Source organism: uncultured Thiothrix sp. (assembly GCF_937876535.1).
Taxonomy (GTDB): domain Bacteria; phylum Pseudomonadota; class Gammaproteobacteria; order Thiotrichales; family Thiotrichaceae; genus Thiolinea.
In genome coordinates, this window is the sequence record NZ_CALFHZ010000021.1 from 262,284 (window position 1) to 281,096 (window position 18,813).

The following is an 18,813-nucleotide window of genomic DNA, read 5'->3' on the forward strand; positions in this document are numbered from 1 at the left end:
CATTAAATTGCTTGAATTCGCAAAGACTAACATGCATAATAATGCATAAATCCAATCATAAGCCACACGTCGGAGGAGCCATTGTGGATACAGTCTCATCTGCGCTGCTAAATCAGCATTTAATTGATCCTGAGATTTGCATACGTTGTAATACTTGCGAGGCTACTTGCCCTGTCGCGGCAATCACCCATGACTCCCGCAACTATGTGGTGGACGCAAGCAAATGTAATTTCTGTATGGCCTGTGTGCCACCTTGCCCCACTGGCTCTATTGATAATTGGCGTTCAGTTCCAGCTAGCCGTGCTTACAGCTTAGAAGATCAATTCAGCTGGGATAATTTACCAGCTGAATTAAGTGCTGAGCAATTAGCAGAGGCTGGAGTAGCTGCTGATGCAGCGAATGTCGAAGTCTTAGCGGCGGCACCTAGCACCAAGGTGGCGACCTCCGATGGTGAAGCACCTTTTAATAGTGCGCAATACAACGCGACTTTACCACCTTGGTCAGCCGCGCATGCTTATACCAATTTATATGGGGCAAAAGCCGCTGAAAAGTTTGTGACTGCCACTGTAGTAGGGAATGTACGTGTCACTGAAGTTGGGCGCGAATACGACACTCATCATATTATGCTCGACTTTGGTTCGATGCCTTTCCCTATATTGGAAGGTCAGTCCATTGGGATTATTCCACCTGGTGTGGACGAAAATGGCAAGCCACATTATGCTCGTCAATACTCGATTGCTAGCCCGCGGAATGGCGAACGCCCCGGTTATAACAATGTGTCTTTAACGATTAAGCGTGTGTTAGAAGACCACCAAGGCCGTCCCGTGCGGGGGGTAGCCTCTAACTATATGTGCGATCTGAAAGTGGGTGATAAGGTGCAAGTGATTGGCCCCTTTGGTACCAGCTTCCTGATGCCGAATCATCCACGTTCCAATATTGTCATGATCTGTACCGGTACGGGTAGTGCACCGATGCGCGCGATGACAGAGTGGCGGCGACGTTTACGGGCGAGTGGCAAGTTTGAAGGCGGCAAACTCATGCTATTCTTCGGAGCACGTACTAAAGAAGAGCTTCCCTACTTTGGCCCGCTGCAAGGCTTACCCAAAGACTTTATCGACATTAATTTTGCCTTCTCGCGTACCCCTGGGCAGCCCAAACGCTATGTACAAGATTTAATGCGCGAGCGTGCTGCCGACTTGGTAGAGCTACTTAAAAGTAACGATACCCATTTTTATGTGTGCGGCTTAAAAAGTATGGAAGAGGGCGTTGTATTGGCTCTAAGGGATATTGCTAAACAAGGCAATTTGGAATGGGAAAGCTTGGGAGTGAACCTAAAGCAAACTGGCCGGTTACACCTAGAAACTTATTAATATCAATAGTATTGAGGGTATGTTTGTGTGAGTTTTTATAGAGCCTCGGCGGCATGGATGCCGCTGTGGAAACTACAAAGATGTATTCACGGCGACTCCAAAAAAATTCGCGCAAACTGGACTCAGTGCTGAACTAGGTAATGGATTCAATTTTGAAGTGATACTAATAAATATACTTTGACTAGAAAATTGTATCACTTTAACATGCTCTCTCAATAAAGCTTGGCAGGCAGTCTTGCGGAGAAGGAGGAAAAATGAACAATTTCAGTACGATAAAAATTAGTACGCGTGCAGCAGGTGTCGCACAAGTGACTATGGCACGTCCTAATGTATTCAATGCTTTTGATGAAACGATGGTAGGTGAGCTGGACGAGGCTTTCAACCAACTGGTCGCTGACCCCGCAGTGCGGGTGATTGTGTTAGCAGGTGAGGGTAAGCATTTCAGTGCAGGTGCTGACCTACAATGGATGCAACGTGCAAGTACCGCCACGTTAGAGTGGAATCTGGCGGATGCCCGCCGCTTTGCCGGTATGTTTAGCAAAATCGAAACCTGTCCCAAACCGACTGTTGCCCGTGTCAATGGCGCGGCTTTAGGTGGTGGTGTCGGTTTACTGTGTGCCTGTGATATTGCGATTGCCTCTGATAATGCTAGCTTCTCAGTGAGTGAAGCTAAGTTCGGGATTATTCCTTCAGTGATTGGCCCTTATGTGACGAATGCAGTCGGTAAACGTCATGCGCGCCGCTTAGCCTTAACCACCACACGGATTAAAGCCGATGAAGCTTTACGCATTGGTTTAGTCCATCAAGTCACTAGTTTAGAAGAGTTGGATGCAGCAGTTGATGCAACCGTTACGGAGCTTCTTGCTGGCGGCCCTCAAGCCCAACGCGAGATCAAAGAGTTGTTTGCTCAATTGTCTGTTGGCCCAATTACTGAGGATGTGCGTGACTTAACCGCACGCACGATTAGCCGTATTCGTGGCTCTGAGGAGGCTCGCGAAGGTTTTGCTGCTTTCCTTGAAAAGCGTCCGGCCAAGTGGATTCCAGCATGAGTATTTCAATTAGCAAAGATACTGCCGTCCTAGTCGTCGGTGCTGGCATCATGGGTGCAGGTATTGCCCAAATCGCAGCGCAAGCAGGGCATACCGTATTCCTGTTTGACACCAAAGAAAATGCATCGGTCGATGCCAAGGCGAAGCTGGCAAAAACGCTTGAGGGCTTAGTCAGTAAAGGCAAACTCGATGCCTCTACAGCTGAACAAGCGCTTGGGCGGATTCAGCCTTTATCAGAGCTTGATAAAGCCAGTAGTGCGGGCTTAGTGGTCGAGGCGATCATTGAAAACCTAGAGGTAAAGCGCGGTTTATTTAAACAGCTCGAAGGGCTATTAGGAAAAGACGCGATTTTAGCCACTAATACTTCGTCGATTTCTGTAACAGCCATCGCCAATGGCCTGCAATACCCCGAGCGTTTAGTTGGGATGCATTTCTTCAATCCTGTGCCTTTAATGAAGTTGGTAGAGGTGGTTTCAGGTTTACAAACCAAACCCGAAGTTGCTGAGGCAATTTTTGAGCTATCTAAAGCTTGGGGCAAAGTGCCTGTCCATGCACGTTCCACCCCAGGCTTCATCGTCAATCGAATTGCCCGCCCGTATTACGCAGAAAACTTAGCGCTCTTGCATGAGCAAGCGGTGCAGCCCCATGTTTTGGATGCGTGCTTGCGAGCAGTGGGTTTCCGTATGGGGCCTTGTGAGTTAATGGATTTGATTGGTTTAGATACTAATTATTCTGTGACGCGTTCAGTCTACGAAGCTAATTTCTTTGATAAGCGCTATGTGCCCTCCGCAGTGCAACGTGATTTAGTGGATGGTGGTTTGTTTGGGCGTAAGTCGGGGCAGGGCTTTTATGATTATCGCGAAGGTACTGTAAAACCTGAAATTACAAGCTTCGCCCCAGCTGATGTGCCTGCTGCGGATAAGGTTCAAGTTCATGGCAAATGTGTAGTAGCTAAGCGCTTAGCGGAGGCTTTGACTGCTGCCAAGGTGAGTTTCACGCATGAGTCTGAGTCGGCTTGGACAGGGTTGAGTATTGATGATGCGCAGTTACGCTTAACTGATGGACGACCTGCTTCACAGCTTGGTAAAGAAGTTGCCGTATTTGATTTGCCCATTTCTAAAGAGCCAGGCCAAGCGCTAGCCTTTGCAGTGTCAAATCGTGCCTCCGCTGAAGCAGCCGATTATGCGGCAGCTTGGTTAAGAGTCTTGGGCTTTAATCCACAGCCAATGGCGGATTCACCTGCTTTAATCGTGGCGCGCACTTTATCGATGTTGATCAATGAAGCTGCCGATGCGGTACAACAAGGTGTCTGTTCAGAAGCGGGTGCGGATGCCGCGATGAAATTGGGCGTGAATTATCCAGCAGGGCCGTTTGAGTGGTTGGCAAACTGGGATGCAGGCAAGATTGTGCAAATTCTAGATCATCTAGAAGCGTTCTATCGTGGCGAGCGTTATCGCGTTAGCCCGTGGTTACGCCTGAAAGCATGGCAGGAGGTAGTATGAAATTTGCTGAATTCTACAATGGCCAAGTGATTGAAGCGGGTTTGTATAAGGTTTCTGAAGAGGAAATTCTGCAATTTGCCAAGGCTTATGATCCGCAGTGGTTTCACACCGATGTTGAAGCTTCTCAGCACGGGCGCTTTGGTACGTTGATCGCTAGTGGTTGGCATACCTGCGGGATTGCTATGAAGCTCTTGGTGCCAGTGGCTTTAGCAGGTTCAGAGTCGTTTGCCTCGCCCGGTTTGAAATATGTGAAATGGCCGAATCCAGTGCGTCCGAATGATGAATTGTCTTTGCAAGCTACCGTCGTTGATGTGCGACGTTCGAGCAGCCGCCCGACGATGGGGATTCTGCATTGGCGCTGGCAGTTATTTAATCAGGATGGTGCCGAGGTGCTTGATCTCGAAGCCACCAGTTTGTTTGATCTTTCTTAATGGTGACTTCTATGACTCAAGCCTTTATTTGTGATGCGATTCGTACACCCTTTGGGCGCTATGGTGGTGCTTTATCAGGGGTGCGTACTGATGATTTAGGTGCGGTGCCGATTCGCGCTTTAATCGAGCGTAATCCACAAGTCGATTGGGCCGCTGTGGATGATGTGATCTATGGCTGTGCGAATCAGGCGGGTGAGGATAATCGCAATGTGGCGCGCATGGCTGCACTATTAGCAGGCTTACCGCAAGATGTACCAGGTACTACTGTAAATCGTTTATGTGGTTCTGGTATGGATGCAGTAGGCATTGCAGCACGGGCGATTAAAAGTGGCGAGACTCAACTCATGATTGCGGGCGGGGTGGAAAGCATGAGCCGTGCGCCCTTCGTCATGCCTAAGGCAGAGTCTGCCTTTAGCCGTGCAAATGCAGTTTATGACACTACCATTGGCTGGCGCTTCATTAACCCTCTAATGAAGGCGCAATACGGTGTTGATTCAATGCCAGAAACGGCTGAAAATGTAGCGGTTGATTTCAAGATTGAACGTGCCGCGCAAGATTTAATGGCTTTACGTTCGCAAACCAATGCTTTAAAAGCGCAACAAAACGGTTATTTCGATAAAGAAATAACGCCAGTGATTATTCCGCAGAAAAAAGGTGAGCCTATCGTCGTTAGCAAAGACGAACATCCCCGCGAAACTTCCTTAGAAGCTTTAGCCAAGCTGAAAGGTGTCGTGCGTGCAGATGGTTCAGTCACGGCAGGGAATGCTTCTGGGGTGAACGATGGTGCTTGCGCTTTATTACTAGCGAATGAGGCTACTGCTAAGCGTTATGGCTTAACGCCGCGTGCACGTGTGGTTGGGATGGCAACTGCAGGTTTAGCGCCTCGAATTATGGGGTTTGGCCCTGCACCTGCCACCCGTAAAGTCTTGGCCTTAACTGGCTTGAGCTTGGCGGATATGGGCGTGATCGAATTAAACGAAGCGTTTGCTGCGCAAGGTTTGGCGGTCTTGCGTGATTTAGGTTTAGCCGATGATGATGCGCGCGTGAATCCGAATGGAGGAGCGATTGCTCTGGGTCATCCCTTAGGTGCAAGTGGAGCACGTTTGATAACCACAGCGATTAATCAACTAGAGCGGACCAATGGTCGCTATGCACTTTGCACTATGTGTATTGGTGTAGGCCAAGGTATTGCTTTAATCGTTGAGCGTGTTTAATTAGTCCAACTTAACAGCACGGGATAAGCTAGCTTTTATCCCGTTTTCAGCTTTCCTCTACTTAAGCAAATCATCAAAAAGTACAACAAGATGCGCTCTTAATACCTAGACTTCAGTGATAGCCTATTTGATACTGGTTTTGGTTGGGGTAGGTCTTTAACTTTTTTCTAGCTTGCAAATTCCATTATTAAGTACTCGTCAGTCCTGTCGTAAGCGTTGACAGCAAGTTAGATGATCAGTATTATGATTATATGCAGTATAATGCATTAATTGGAGGAGAGTAGTATGAAACCATTACGCTGGTTAGGAAGCGCTTTATTAATCACTTGTTTGTCCACGACTGCTGCTTTCGCAGAAGATGTCACTTTAACCGTCCACCATTTCTTATCACCTAAGTCAAATGCTCACACTAAAATGATTCAGGCTTGGACGGATAAGGTTTCTAAAGAAAGCAATGGTAAAATTAAATTTGAGCTATTCCCAGCGATGGCCATGGGTGGCAAGCCTTCTGAGCTGTATGGTCAAGTGCGTGATGGTACAGCAGACATTGTTTGGACTTTATTAGGGTATACACCCGGTGTATTCCCTCGCGCTGAGGTTTATGAGTTGCCTTTGGTGCACAAAGGTTCAGCAGCGGCTACCACCATCGCTTTGAATGCCACCATGGATATGCTGGCGGATGACTTTAAAGATGTCAAAGTCCTATTCTTGCATGCGAATGATGGCAATGTGATTCATTCCGCGACGAAACCAGTGCGTACCTTTGAAGATGCTAAAGGGATGAAATTGCGTACTCCATCGCGGACTGGGTCATGGGTGATTGAAGGGATGGGCGCTGAGCCAGTCGGTTTACCCGTACCCGAATTACCAGAAGCCATGTCGAAAGGTGCAATTGATGGTGCTTTAACGACTTTAGAAATTGTGCCTGCTCTTAAGCTCCAAGAGCTAGATAAATATGTAACTGAATTACCTGACGGTGATCGTTTTGGTACAGCCATTTTCATGTTCACTATGAATAAAGATAGCTACAACAATTTGCCTGATGATCTGAAGAAAGTCATTGACGATAACTCAGGTATGAAGGTAGCCGCTGATATTGGCAAAATGTGGGAAGAGTTTGAGAAAACTGGCGATGAAGCGTTAGCGTCTGCGAAAGTTGAGCGTATTGTTTTATCAGCTGATGAAGTGGCTAAATTCAAAGCTTCAAATGAGAAGGTAGTGGCACGTTGGATTGAAGAATCCAAAACTAAAGGTTTTGATGGAGCTGCTTTAGTTGAAAAAGCCCGTGCTGCGATTGCTGAAGCTTCTAAATAATCTTTCCTAGTCTTCAAGGGCTACCATCCAGTAGCCCTTCTTAATAATTTCAAGTTCCGCAGGAGATTCTATCCATGCGCAATTTCTTATATCGCTTAGCTGATTATTTCGCCTTAGGGGGCGGGCTAATCATTATGACGATTGTGTTTGTCACCACCGCCAATGTCAGTGCCTTTACTCTCAATCGCATCGCAAGTCTGTTTGGTGGGCAAGTTGCTGGTCTATCGGGTTACGAAGACTTTGTACGCTTAGCCATGAGTGCTGCTGCTTTAATGTTTTTTCCACTGGCACAAGTTAAACACGGACATGTGGCAGTGGATATTTTTATGAATAAGGCTCCTGCTTGGTTACAGCGCATCACAGAAAAGTGTTGGTCAGTGTTAGTGCTAATCATGACCTTATTTCTCATGGGTTGGATGGTGGTCGGTATGTTTGAGAAACAAGCCGATCATGTCGTCGTGGGGGTTTTAAACTGGGTGGAGTGGCCATTTTATATCCCCGGTATTTTGTCTCTCATGTTGTGGGCAGCGATAGCCTTCATGCAGATATTTGATGAAGTACCCGTGGAGGCTAGTCATGTTTAGTCCAGAAATGATTGGTATCCTTGGTCTAGTGGTGCTGTTCTTCTTGTTGATGTTACGTATGCCAGTTGGTATCTCCATGGTACTAGTTGGCATTGGTGGCACTTTTGCCTTAAGCCTTGCCGTTAAACATGTGCGCTTTGAGCCTTATCTCAAGCAGTTTAAATCACTGCTTTGGTCGACCATGGCAAATTATGATTTGTCGGTAGTACCGCTATTTGTCTTGATGGGGTATCTGGCAAGTCAATCGAATCTCAGTCGAGATTTATTCCGTGGCTTAGAAGCCTTGATGAGTAAGCGTCGTGGTGGAGTTGCAATGGCTGCCATTGGTGCTTGTGGTGGCTTTGGTGCTGTGTGTGGTTCGTCTTTAGCGACTGCATCTACGATGGGGCGCGTGGCTTTACCTGAATTGAAAAAGTTGGGTTATTCGCCACGCTTAGCCACAGGTGCGTTAGCAGCCGGTGGAACTTTAGGTATTTTAATTCCACCCTCAGTCGCTTTAGTGATCTATGCGATTATTGTGGAAGCCTCGATTTTACAGATGTTCCAAGCGGCTTTAATTCCAGGTCTCTTAGCAGTCTTGGGTTTCATCATTGTGATTGCGTTGCAAGTACGCATTAATCCAGCTCTTGCCCCTGAACCAAGGCCTATGCCACCGGAAGAAAAGCGCGAAGCGTATCGGCGTTTGATTCCTGTTTTGGTGATCTTTGGCAGTATTATTCTGGGCTTAGGCTTTGGCCTGTTTACCCCCACTCCAGCCGCTAGTGTGGGTGTGTTTGTGATCTTTATGTATGGCTTGTTTATGCGCTGGCGTACTGGCAAAGGCTTAACCATCGCTGGCATGCTGCAAGCTTTCCGTGATACTGCTGTGACTTCAGCGATGATCTATATGATCTTATTTGGTGCTGAGGTTTTAAAAGGCTTCTTCACACGCGCAGGTTTGCCTTCGGCAATGGCTGAGTGGGCGGCTACCAGCAGTTTAGATCCTTGGCTTATTCTCATTGCCATGCTGGTGCTGTTAATCATCCTAGGCTGCTTCATGGAGTCGTTAGCAATGATTTTGGTAGTTCTGCCTTTCTTTTGGCCGACGCTCATTGCTTTAAATGGTGGGGATCATGTCACTGCAGCTGATGCTGCTTATGGCTTAGATACGGATAATCTGAAGATTTGGTTTGGTATTATGGCCTTAATTGTCGTTGAGCTGGGGCTAATTACGCCACCAGTTGGTTTGAATGTGTTCATTATTGCATCATTGTCTGATGGCACACCGATGGCTGAGACTTTTAAAGGGGTTATGCCTTTCTTAGCGGCCGAGTTTGTCCGCATTGGAATTTTGATGCTGATTCCAATGCTATCTCTATTCTTGCCACATTTGCTGGCTGGTTAACGGAAATATTCAGGGGCTAAATTTAGCCCCTTTTTTTACAGTTTTGTTAGTTACCAGCAAGTAGCTGCATTACCAGTCACACTTACTTTGCGCTGACCATCATGAGTCAAGCTTAAAGTGCCACATTTAGTATCAGCTGTTAATTGTGAACCTAAGGGTGTTGCAGTCGCGGTAAACGTACTACGCGTTAAATTACCAATAGCAAAGGAGTAGTACTGATTGATCCGTCCTTCAGTCGTACAGGCTAAAGTAGGAACCACGAGATTTACACCCGCGGTATTTTTGTCATAGGCCAAATTTGTGGTGTAAAACCGCTCCATAAAATGCGCATATTCCGACAAACAAGCCTTGGCAGCACCTCGGCGTGATTTCATCACCGAGTCCATATATGAGGGATAAGCAATCGCAGCGAGAATACCTATAATAGCGACAACTACCATCAGCTCAATCAAAGTAAAGCCACGTTGTTTTACAGTTTTTATTATTGTTTTCATAAGCTCGCTAGTCTAAGGTGTATTAATAATTTCGTGCCAAGAAGTACGTGCTGTATGTGCAGGCGCACCTTGGGTCAGAATGGAGACAATTTTCCCATCGTCTTGTACAACTTGCATAACATTGCCAATGAATAACGGGCTGTTTGGACTACTGTCAAAACCAACTCCAGACACTGCCGTTGATTCACCTTGGTAAGTCACATTATCGTTGCTATCAAATTTTTGGTCATCATTTACGTCAAAGAAAATTCGATCCAATCGACCACCCGTAAACGGATTGATGGCAATAACAAAGCCTCGCCCTGTTGGTTTACAAATATCAGTCGCGTCTGGAATGCGCACAGTCCCGATTAAAGCATCACCTTGGAAAATATTGGGTATTACCATGCGCTCACCATTTTGCGGTAAGTTAAAGTACCAGCCTGATTTGGTATTGAGATCATTCTGACCAGCGATATCATTAACCCGTACAGCTGTAGTTCCGCTATTGGTTTCTACTAATACTTTACGTTTTACTAAGTTTGCATAGTTGATTGGATTGTCATTTAATACTTTTAGGCCATACCAACTTTGTGGGCTTTTATCGGTGAGATCATTCTGAGAAAGGTATTGACCTGTACCAAAGAATAACCAGAATTCATTTTTATCTGGATCTAGGCCTGCCAGTAACGTAGAGCTAATAGGTTGTATTGTGCTACCTGCAGTATCAGGGACTGAATGATATTGAGCTGTGAATAATTTAACTGGAGTACTACCGTCAGTTTTAAATTTCCAAATATTACCGCGTAGATCACCTGCATAGAGTAAATCGCTAATGCCATTAGCATAGGTACTCCAGGCAGTAATCCCAGAGAGGCCATTGTTATTACCTTCATTAGTATCAATGACAGTCGAATTTCCACTGGCTAAATCAAACATGATGAGCTGTGCTTTATCGCCACTACTATTTGGTCCATTCCCAAGAATAACTTTCCAATCGCCATCAGCTACTTGAGTTATTAGGGGTTTACTCAGGTTATTGCCTAGTGCTGGAACATCTGCAGCACTCTTTTCCCATAAGAATTGTACATTAGCTGGATTAGTTACATCTAAGGCAAAAACAGCTTTACCACCTGCACCTAGAGTACCTACTAAGATAGTTTTCCATGCACCATTAACATAGGCATCAGCTACGGTTAACTCACCATCGACGAAATATTGATGTTGATAACTTGGATCGGCGAGTTTTTTCAGATCAGGTAGCAGTGTTTTTGGAATATAAGCATAAAGTTCAGTTCCAGTAGCTGCATCAAAACTGTGGAGCATACCGTCATTTGCACCAACGTAAAGAACGGGAGCTCGGGTACTTAAACTATTAGCAAACGAAGCATAAGTGATTGCACCAGAAAAGCTTTTACCATTATATAAAGAGTTACTAGGGCGTCCTACTAAAACTGGTTGTGAGTGCACTATATCACCCAAGGAGGTAGTAAAACGATCTCTAAACATACCCCCATTACGTTGTTCTTTACTTGGGTCACCTCTTAAATAATTCACTAGATATTCAGAGACTAAACTAGTCTTCTGTGCGGCTGTTAAATTATTCCAGGTAAAAAGAGCAGACCCCAAGTAGATTTTACGTGTAGCCCATGTTGATAAGGATATGCTAGGGGAAAGTGCGAGTTGCTTATTGGCTTGCCAATCGGGATTAGGGTTTAATTGTCCAGTTTGCGCATCAACAGTGTAAGCCTTTAGATCACCATGCCAGCTTTTATTAAAAAAGACTGATTGGAAAACTTTACTACCCGTGACCATTTTAGTTGAGTTAGAAGAAAGACCTGCGCCCGACCCATTAACTCGCGCAACAATACGTGCAAAAACTTGTCTAATACTATCAACAATTAAATCTGATCTGCCAGCCATGAAATAATTATCTGGGCGTAAAAAAGCAGCATCATTAGTATTATTGTAATTGGCAGGATTCAGATTATCAATATTGGTATGCCACCAGCCTTCAGGTAGTGCGGTAGTTTGGGTAGTTGGATCAAAATCTTCTGGGGCACGAAAACCACCATATTTTGCTGCTAATGCATATTGATTGTTTCTCATGCCATAGAGTTGTTGGTTCTCTAATACGTCCACCCAAAAAGTTGCTGCCGTTTGTTTTCCTGCCCAATCAGGACGAAGGTCATTGGTGTTCGCATACCAAGCCATTCCAGCAATATAAGCTGAGTTATTTCTGCCAGTATAAGAGTTAGTAGAACCTATATTACCAATACCTTCTAGAGCACCAATCTTATTAGTAAGGGTAATCACATTAATATCATCATTAGAAACTAGGGTAGGTTTTGTAGGTTCTTCAGTCATATAAGTATTATTACCCGGTAGGTTTTTATCTCTATGGCTGTTTACATCACCTATCCCTAAAAAGGCACTAGCTTGACAAGAGGCTTGATAAGGATCCTCCCAGGTAGTTATAACAGGAAATCCATCTGCATAATTGTATTTAGTAGTAGCGTCACCAGACATATTTGTGTATTGAGGTACATTGCCTTTATTACGCAAATAACGTAAAGCTGCATAAAACATCTCACTAACAGGATCATAGGTTTTATGGTTTTGCGTAGTCATCTGACCAAATTTATTGATATAGTTAATAACTCCACTATTAACAATTGCAGTGTTTCCAGATAATCCAAAGGTAGTATTAGTAGCATTGGCATCATTAGGACTAGGATTGGTAAATAAAATGCCAGTCTGAGGGTCCCATTCTTTTTCTGGATTATTTACTTTGGTTTCATCATTGGTTAGATTTGCTAAATAGGGACCTACTGATTTTTGTTTTGCTCTTAAAGCAGCACCATCTCTAGAAATGACACTATCATTCAAATAGCCAAATGCGCTATAACGCAGCCGACTTGCATATTCCTGAATAACCCCCTCTGGCTTATAGTTAGACCCGTATTGTTGGCAGTTAGGTTCTAAAAGGTTATTGACACATACTTTAACGCGAACACTCAATTCATAAGTTCTATTAGTGAAAATAGTTGTGTCACCTGGGTTATAAGCAGTGAGTGTGCCACCCCCACCATTTAAAGTGAGGTGTATTTTATTACCTTTTGTATTGATGCTAGCAACAATGTTTTTAATTGAAATATTATTGTTGGAAGAGTCTTTGCCAGCATTAAATGGGGTAAGTTGTTTTATGAGGTTATTGTCATCACTGGAGGTAGGGATTCTTTTATCTGCTGCACCACCATTAGCATCTGCTCTAGCCTTTTCTAACCAAGTTTCTGTTACTGTATCCTTAACTCGATAACCCCCTGTTAAAGCCGAGCGAAATGAGTCAATCGTTTGTGTTGCAGCCCAGTTTAAATAGTTACCGCTCCATTCCTGATTAGAGTTAGTGCAAGTCATGGTTGAGGTAAAGGAAGTGGGGTAGAAGTATCTTTCGGTTTCGGTAGACGAGTATTGGTATTTATAACACTTTTTGGAGTCAAAATAGCCGCCATACGTTGTTGTTATATTAAAGTTACCTAAGTTAGCGACACTATTAATGGTTGGCCATTCCACGGAAGGCACTAATACCAAATTATCTGCAGCACCGCCAGAGGTGATTAAGGGGAATTGCGACAAGTTAACACTTGCCTGTGCATAGTTAGTTAAAATAAAACTAATCGCTAATATAGGTAAGGGTTTAAGTCGAGTAATTAAATTATACTTTTTATTATAGCTCGAGGTATTCATTTTATTACATGTCCCTCCTAATTGTTGCTTGTAATACCACCACAGCCCTTTCTTGAGCGGTAGTAGGGTTACTACTACGTGCAGTAATGCGATAAAACTGCTGATTAAAAACCCCAGGATTAACTCCATATTGGGTATTATTAGCGCTATTCATTTGACCAAAGGCTAAACCATTGGTGCCTTCACCTAACATTTGAATATTGTATTGAGGTGTACCAAGACGTTGATTAGCATTCACATCAAACGTAGTTGGCATATTCCTCCAACCCAAATTGCTACTAGTAAATGTACCATCAGGTACAGTTTTACAGGCTTGAATAGACGTTGGTGAACAATCTTGTGCACCAACCGGATTTGGATTAGTTAAAACCTCAGCTTGTGCAGCTTGAATAGCAGCTTCTGCCGATTGGAAGGCTAAATCACGATCATATAAGTTTGCTGCCATTTGTTCTTGCAGATTGACGCCGCGAATACTACCTAAGGCGAGTACTGTCATAATGAGTAGAAATACAATGGAAACTAACAAAGTGGCACCACGTTGTTGTTTTGCTTTCATGGCTTATAACCTATTCCTAAGCGCTATAATTTGTGTAAAGTTGCGTTGTAGGCGACCATTATTAATACTGGAATCGGTCGATATATTGCTTTCAGCTGAGACTAAACTTAGTTGTAAACGAAGAGCATTAACATTAGCCCAGGCATTGGCAGTATCAATAGCAGTGGCGGTATCCCACGAGTTCAGTGTGGTACGATGATAGTTAATCTGTAAATTGCTCACACCCGCGACAATTTCTTCTCTAACTACTTGCCCCGTGTTATCAATTCTGGCTCGAAAAAGTGAGCGTCCTCCATCTTCTGGGCGGCCATTATTACCGACATACCAAATGGCACTCATGAAGCGAGTAATATTTGCATTCGGGTTATAGGCTAAAAAAGCCGGAGTAGCCGTACATCCGCCACCGATGCCCAGCCCTAACTGACAGTTACCTGGAGTAAATCCACCATTAATGACGTATTTGATTTCATTAGCAGTGACTTGTGAGGCTTGGAAGATAGTAGCCTGTTGAGTGTCACAGACCATTAAAATATCTCCCGCCGAAAAATTTGTACTCGCATCGGGAAATAAGGTGAAACTAGGTGTGCCGGTAGTGGTATGCATTTGAACAGTGCGGTCGCTACCTTCCACACCTTGTACCAATACAGCACTGGTACCAGCGACCCGCTGACCTATACCTGTGCCAATAACAACAGGTGCAATTGCGGTATTACCATCCGCGCCTCTTAACCCTCCAACCCAATTGAGTAGATTGCCATTAGCGGGGGTCGGATTTAATACATTAGCTACACGCGTTCCATTGCCACACGGGGTAAAACCAGTATGGCGTAAATCGCGTGAGAGAATTTCGAAAGCCATCCGCATGCTTTCTTGAATTTGGAAAATACCTTGGTTACTTTGAAAAGTTTGACGATTGGAGATGAAGAGGCTGATCACCCCACCCATAATGAATAAGCCAATCACCATAGCGATCATTAATTCAATTAAGTTAAAACCACGCTGTCTCATAGGCGGATTCCTAATTGAAGTTGTTGTGCTGCTGAGCCTTCAGTGGCACGACTGTTATCCCATTGAACTAAAATCGTGCAGGTACTGCTAGCATTCACACAATTCACCGAGCCAGTAGCGCCTGCTCCTAATAAAGAGCTAATACTTGTTCGCCATTCAGTAATGGATTTAGGTATAAAAGTTTGCCCAGTAGGATTAGTAGCAGTTAGAGTAATATTAAAATCTCCTGCTAAGGCTTGAGCGCGTGAAATAGCTAATAAATCCGCCATACTTTGGGCTTGAATAACCGCAATGCTGTGTTGAAGTGCTGCAGCATTATTCCGAACTGAACGTACTTGCATGGCAGCTACGCCTGTTAAGCCAACTGCTAAGACTACAACTGAAATAAGGATTTCGATTAAACCAGCACCTTTTTGCCGTTGTAGGCGAGATTTCATGATGAACAACTCCCACCTTCGCCTTCACCATTAGTGTCATTAGCTTCTTCGGGTTTGGTGACTCGTGTGCGGCTTCCTGCTTCTAAACTAATACACCGGGTTTGTTTGCCTGCTTTAAGTTGGATATAGGAAGAGGTTAATAATTGTTGATTGTTATAAGCTAAACCATTAGCGCTAATAGTGATGCTTTGGATATTCGAGGTTTGCTCTAAACCGGCTTGAGTTTTTATGAAGCCTCGGCCGATCACTTCAGTATTCGCAAGAATGGCCCAATATTTCCAACTGGCTGAGGTCGTTTCACAACTAGTCGCACTGTCACTGGCAACGCGACAGAAACGTACCGAAGTATTACGTCGGATGGCCTCAGAGCGTGCATAGGTCAAAGCATTAACTAATTCATTCGCTTGGCTTGTGACTGTGTATTGTTGATAAGCACTAAGCATGCTAGGTGCGGCAACACTCATTAAAATGCTTGAAATAGCGACAACGATCATGAGTTCGATCATTGAAAATCCGCGAGCAGAGATACAGATCTTCACAGTTTTACGTCCGGGTTTGTGCCACATGATAATGGTTATTTTTTTATATAAATTAATTTTATAGACGCTTGTCTGCTAAATCAAGCATCCTATTCCCTAACGGTTGCAGATTAAATAAACATGTTTAAGCTGAGCAGAGGCTTAATGAACATTAAGAGCCAAGCTAATTGGCTCGTATGATTGATTTATATAGGAAATTTAAGGATTAGGCATGGCCAAAATCAAAGCGTGCCAAACTATTTCCGGCATTATTCACAGTTGCAGCATAAGCGACAGCTTGCACTCCAAAAGTATGAAAATAAAACTGAGTCAGCTCAATTAAGTTTTGGGAATAAACTGTATCAATAGATAGAGCTGTCTTTTGGGCTTCAGCAGCTAGGGCTAAGCGAGCTAATTGCCAAGCACCACAGACTGTTCCTAACAGGTATAAAAAGGGCGTAGCGGCGGCTAAAACCTGCACTTGGTGGTGTTTATCCTGCGCTAGCATCCAATCACTTGCCTTTTGCAAGGAAACTAAAATTTCTTGGAAATTTCCAGCTAAATTATTTAATTCATTTGACTGTGTCAGAGCTTGTTGAGTGTGCTGCATCTCTGCAATCAGCTCATACAAGGTTGCCCCTTTTTCTCGCAGGATTTTGCGTCCAATTAAATCATTGGCTTGAATACCGGTAGTACCTTCGTAAATGGTAATAATGCGAGCATCACGGAAATATTGAGCAATACCCGTTTCTTCCACAAAGCCCATCCCACCGAAGATTTGAATCGCATCATCACACACTTCATTACCGACTTCGGTGCACCAGCCTTTAGCTACTGGCATCAGCAAATCCACATAGCGACGATATTTATCAGCGATACTTTGCTCAGGGTGGTGATGGGCTAAATCAAACCAACTGGCTGCTGTATAGAGCAATGAGCGCATTGCCATCACACGAGCACGCATGGATAAAATGGCGCGTTGCACATCAGGGTGGCAAATAATTGGCTGACCCGTTTCACCCGTAATTGCATTGCGGCCTTGTACGCGAGTACGTGCGTAATTCAGCGCATATTGATAAGCACGCTCGGCTAAGCCCACCCCTTGTACGCCCACACCAAAGCGTGCTTCATTCATCATAATGAACATGGTTTCCAAGCCGCGATTTGCTTCACCAACTAGATAACCCATCGCGCCACCTTCATCACCATAACTTAAAGTGCAAGTGGGGCTACCGTGAATACCCATTTTATGTTCAATCGAAATACAACGTACATCATTGCGTGTACTAGGATTGCCTTCTGCATCTAATAAGTACTTTGGAACGATAAATAGGGACAAGCCTTTTACACCAGCAGGTGCATCCGGCAAACGGGCTAGCACTAAATGCACAATATTAGGTGTCAGCTCATGTTCGCCATAAGAGATGAAAATCTTCTGCCCAAATAGTTTGTACGTGCCATCGGCTTGCGGTACTGCTTTAGTTCGAGTGGCAGCTAAATCCGAACCTGCTTGTGGTTCAGTGAGATTCATAGTGCTGCCCCATTCACCACTCACTACTTTATGTAACCAAATCTGCTTTTGTTCTTCACTAGCGGCAATTTGCAAAGCTTCGGCTTGGCCTACATTCAATTGTGGCAACATGGCAAAGGCCATATTAGTTGAGAACCACATTTCCCAAACCGGTGTAGAAACCAACTTAGGTAAGCCTTGACCACCATATTCTTGGGGCAAGGCTAAGCCAACCCAACCTGCATCACGGAATTGGTCATAAGCCTGTTGCCAACCTTCTGGAGTATGCACGACTCCATCCTCCAAGCGGCAGCCTTGCAAATCACCGACTTGATTTAACGGGGCTAACACACCGGCTGCGAATTTACCGGCTTCTTCTAGCACTGCACTGACTAGATCAGCGGAAGCTTCTTCGCAATTGGGTAAGCTTGCAACTTCATCTAAACCTGCTATCGTGCTCAGAATAAATTGCATGTCCCGCAAGGGGGCTTGGTAATCGTACATCGTTTCCTCCTTATTTATTCGCAGGCAGTGCGAATATCCTCAGGGATAGGTAAGGCTTTAATCCGTAAGCTATTTTCTGGATCTTGCATCGCAAATACACGCACTTCGCGACCTTCACAAAGTACTGTGCCATCTCGCCGTGCCACATGCTTCATCACAAAACTTTTACCGCGCCATTCTTCAACCCATGATTCGATTTCAATGTCTTCGCCATAGGTGGCAGAGTTTTTAAAGCTGGCTTGAGCATCGACTAAGGGTGTACCAATAATGCCGCGCTCACGGGCGGTATCACGCCAGCTCGGAATACCGCAAGCAGTGAAAAACTCACGGCTGGCGGTATCAAACCATTTGAAATAGTTGGCAAAAAAAACAATTTGCGCAGGGTCACAGTCGCTAAAGGCAATCCGATAGCGATAAATATTCGTGCGTGTCATCTCGTCTCCTAGCGTGGAGCCATGCGTAGCGCACCATCCAAACGGATCGTTTCGCCATTCAGCATAATATTAGTCACAATCGAGCACACCATATTCGCAAACTCAGATGGATAACCTAAGCGTGGTGGGTAAGGGACGGATTCACCTAAGGATTGCTGAATTTCGGGTGACAAAGAAGCCATCATCGGCGTCATAAATAAACCCGGCGCAATTGTGACGACACGAATGCCATTTTTTGCTAACTCACGCGCCATTGGCAAAGTCATCGCAATCACGCCACCTTTGGAAGCGGCATAAGCCGCTTGGCCGATTTGCCCATCATAAGCAGCAATCGAGGCGGTATTGATAATGACACCACGCTCACCTTCAGCTACTGGCTCTAAACTTGCCATGGCTGCTGCAGCTAAGCGCGCCATATTGAAGCTACCGACCAGATTAACTTGAATAGTGCGAGTGAATTCGGCTAAAGGATGCGGGCCATTTTTACCTAAGACTTTGGCAGCACCACCAATCCCAGCGCAATTAACCAAGCCGCGTAATTGCCCAAACTTCGTTACAGCTAAATTGACAGTATTTTGCGCATCGGCTTCATCAGCAACATTGGTGCGACTAAAGACAGTTTGCTGCCCCAGCGCTTTGGCTAAAGCCTCACCTTGCTCCGTATTCAAATCCGCAATAACCACATTCGCCCCGTGTGCATGCAAGGCGCGTACTGTGGCTTCACCTAAGCCTGAAGCACCACCCGTGACGATAAATGTATTGTTAGCAAACTCCATAA

17 protein-coding genes are annotated in these 18,813 nt (G+C 44.8%); 8 read left to right on the forward strand and 9 right to left on the reverse strand.

Annotation, left to right across the window (positions count from 1 at the left end):
- Window positions 1–83 precede the first annotated feature (83 nt).
- The 8 genes from boxA (at window position 84) to Q0230_RS15745 (ending at window position 8,848) form a co-directional block, all read left to right on the forward strand.
- Window positions 84–1,370, forward strand: coding sequence for a benzoyl-CoA 2,3-epoxidase subunit BoxA (boxA, locus tag Q0230_RS15710; RefSeq protein WP_298611177.1), 1,287 nt, complete (start codon window positions 84–86; stop codon window positions 1,368–1,370).
- A 254-nt stretch (window positions 1,371–1,624) separates the two neighbouring features.
- Complete coding sequence (locus Q0230_RS15715; protein ID WP_298611179.1) at window positions 1,625–2,419, forward strand: enoyl-CoA hydratase-related protein; 795 nt, start codon at window positions 1,625–1,627, stop codon at window positions 2,417–2,419.
- Window positions 2,416–3,921 carry a 3-hydroxyacyl-CoA dehydrogenase gene (locus Q0230_RS15720; protein WP_298611181.1) on the forward strand — a complete coding sequence of 502 codons (1,506 nt, stop codon included), beginning with the start codon at window positions 2,416–2,418 and terminating at the stop codon, window positions 3,919–3,921. The genes Q0230_RS15715 and Q0230_RS15720 overlap by 4 nt, the downstream gene beginning before the upstream one ends.
- On the forward strand, window positions 3,918–4,352 hold the full coding sequence (locus Q0230_RS15725) for a MaoC family dehydratase (protein ID WP_298611183.1): 435 nt from the start codon (window positions 3,918–3,920) through the stop codon (window positions 4,350–4,352). The genes Q0230_RS15720 and Q0230_RS15725 overlap by 4 nt, the downstream gene beginning before the upstream one ends.
- An 11-nt stretch (window positions 4,353–4,363) precedes the next feature.
- Window positions 4,364–5,566 carry a 3-oxoadipyl-CoA thiolase gene (pcaF, locus tag Q0230_RS15730; protein WP_298611185.1) on the forward strand — a complete coding sequence of 401 codons (1,203 nt, stop codon included), beginning with the start codon at window positions 4,364–4,366 and terminating at the stop codon, window positions 5,564–5,566.
- A 285-nt stretch (window positions 5,567–5,851) separates the two neighbouring features.
- Window positions 5,852–6,880 (forward strand): TRAP transporter substrate-binding protein, encoded by a 1,029-nt coding sequence (locus tag Q0230_RS15735; protein ID WP_298611186.1) that lies wholly within the window; start codon window positions 5,852–5,854, stop codon window positions 6,878–6,880.
- 74 nt (window positions 6,881–6,954) lie between these two features.
- Window positions 6,955–7,464 (forward strand): TRAP transporter small permease, encoded by a 510-nt coding sequence (locus tag Q0230_RS15740; RefSeq protein WP_298611188.1) that lies wholly within the window; start codon window positions 6,955–6,957, stop codon window positions 7,462–7,464.
- A complete protein-coding gene (locus tag Q0230_RS15745) occupies window positions 7,457–8,848 on the forward strand; it encodes a TRAP transporter large permease (protein ID WP_298611190.1) in 1,392 nt (463 codons plus the stop codon). The genes Q0230_RS15740 and Q0230_RS15745 overlap by 8 nt, the downstream gene beginning before the upstream one ends.
- Window positions 8,849–8,898: 50 nt before the next feature.
- Here Q0230_RS15745 and Q0230_RS15750 read toward each other — a convergent pair whose 3' ends face one another.
- The 9 genes from Q0230_RS15750 to Q0230_RS15790 all read right to left on the reverse strand — a co-directional run bounded on the left by Q0230_RS15750 (window position 8,899) and on the right by Q0230_RS15790 (window position 18,811).
- On the reverse strand, window positions 8,899–9,342 hold the full coding sequence (locus Q0230_RS15750) for a type IV pilin protein (RefSeq protein WP_298611192.1): 444 nt from the start codon (window positions 9,340–9,342) through the stop codon (window positions 8,899–8,901).
- A gap of 12 nt (window positions 9,343–9,354) precedes the next feature.
- A complete protein-coding gene (locus tag Q0230_RS15755) occupies window positions 9,355–13,188 on the reverse strand; it encodes a PilC/PilY family type IV pilus protein (protein WP_298612107.1) in 3,834 nt (1,277 codons plus the stop codon).
- Entirely contained in the window at window positions 13,073–13,624 is a 552-nt protein-coding gene (locus Q0230_RS15760) for a PilX N-terminal domain-containing pilus assembly protein (RefSeq protein ID WP_298611194.1), read from the reverse strand. The genes Q0230_RS15755 and Q0230_RS15760 overlap by 116 nt, the downstream gene beginning before the upstream one ends.
- Window positions 13,625–13,627: 3 nt before the next feature.
- Window positions 13,628–14,632 (reverse strand): PilW family protein, encoded by a 1,005-nt coding sequence (locus tag Q0230_RS15765; RefSeq protein ID WP_298611196.1) that lies wholly within the window; start codon window positions 14,630–14,632, stop codon window positions 13,628–13,630.
- The gene (locus Q0230_RS15770; RefSeq protein ID WP_298611198.1) at window positions 14,629–15,069 is read right to left on the reverse strand and encodes a hypothetical protein; all 441 of its coding nucleotides are present in this window, start codon (window positions 15,067–15,069) and stop codon (window positions 14,629–14,631) included. The genes Q0230_RS15765 and Q0230_RS15770 overlap by 4 nt, the downstream gene beginning before the upstream one ends.
- The gene (locus tag Q0230_RS15775) at window positions 15,066–15,635 is read right to left on the reverse strand and encodes a GspH/FimT family pseudopilin (RefSeq protein ID WP_367274143.1); all 570 of its coding nucleotides are present in this window, start codon (window positions 15,633–15,635) and stop codon (window positions 15,066–15,068) included. The genes Q0230_RS15770 and Q0230_RS15775 overlap by 4 nt, the downstream gene beginning before the upstream one ends.
- Before the next feature lie 178 nt (window positions 15,636–15,813).
- Window positions 15,814–17,601 (reverse strand): acyl-CoA dehydrogenase, encoded by a 1,788-nt coding sequence (locus Q0230_RS15780; protein WP_298611202.1) that lies wholly within the window; start codon window positions 17,599–17,601, stop codon window positions 15,814–15,816.
- 14 nt (window positions 17,602–17,615) lie between these two features.
- Complete coding sequence (locus tag Q0230_RS15785; protein WP_298611204.1) at window positions 17,616–18,035, reverse strand: thioesterase family protein; 420 nt, start codon at window positions 18,033–18,035, stop codon at window positions 17,616–17,618.
- A gap of 8 nt (window positions 18,036–18,043) precedes the next feature.
- Window positions 18,044–18,811 carry an SDR family NAD(P)-dependent oxidoreductase gene (locus tag Q0230_RS15790; RefSeq protein WP_298611206.1) on the reverse strand — a complete coding sequence of 256 codons (768 nt, stop codon included), beginning with the start codon at window positions 18,809–18,811 and terminating at the stop codon, window positions 18,044–18,046.
- Window positions 18,812–18,813: the final 2 nt, after the last annotated feature.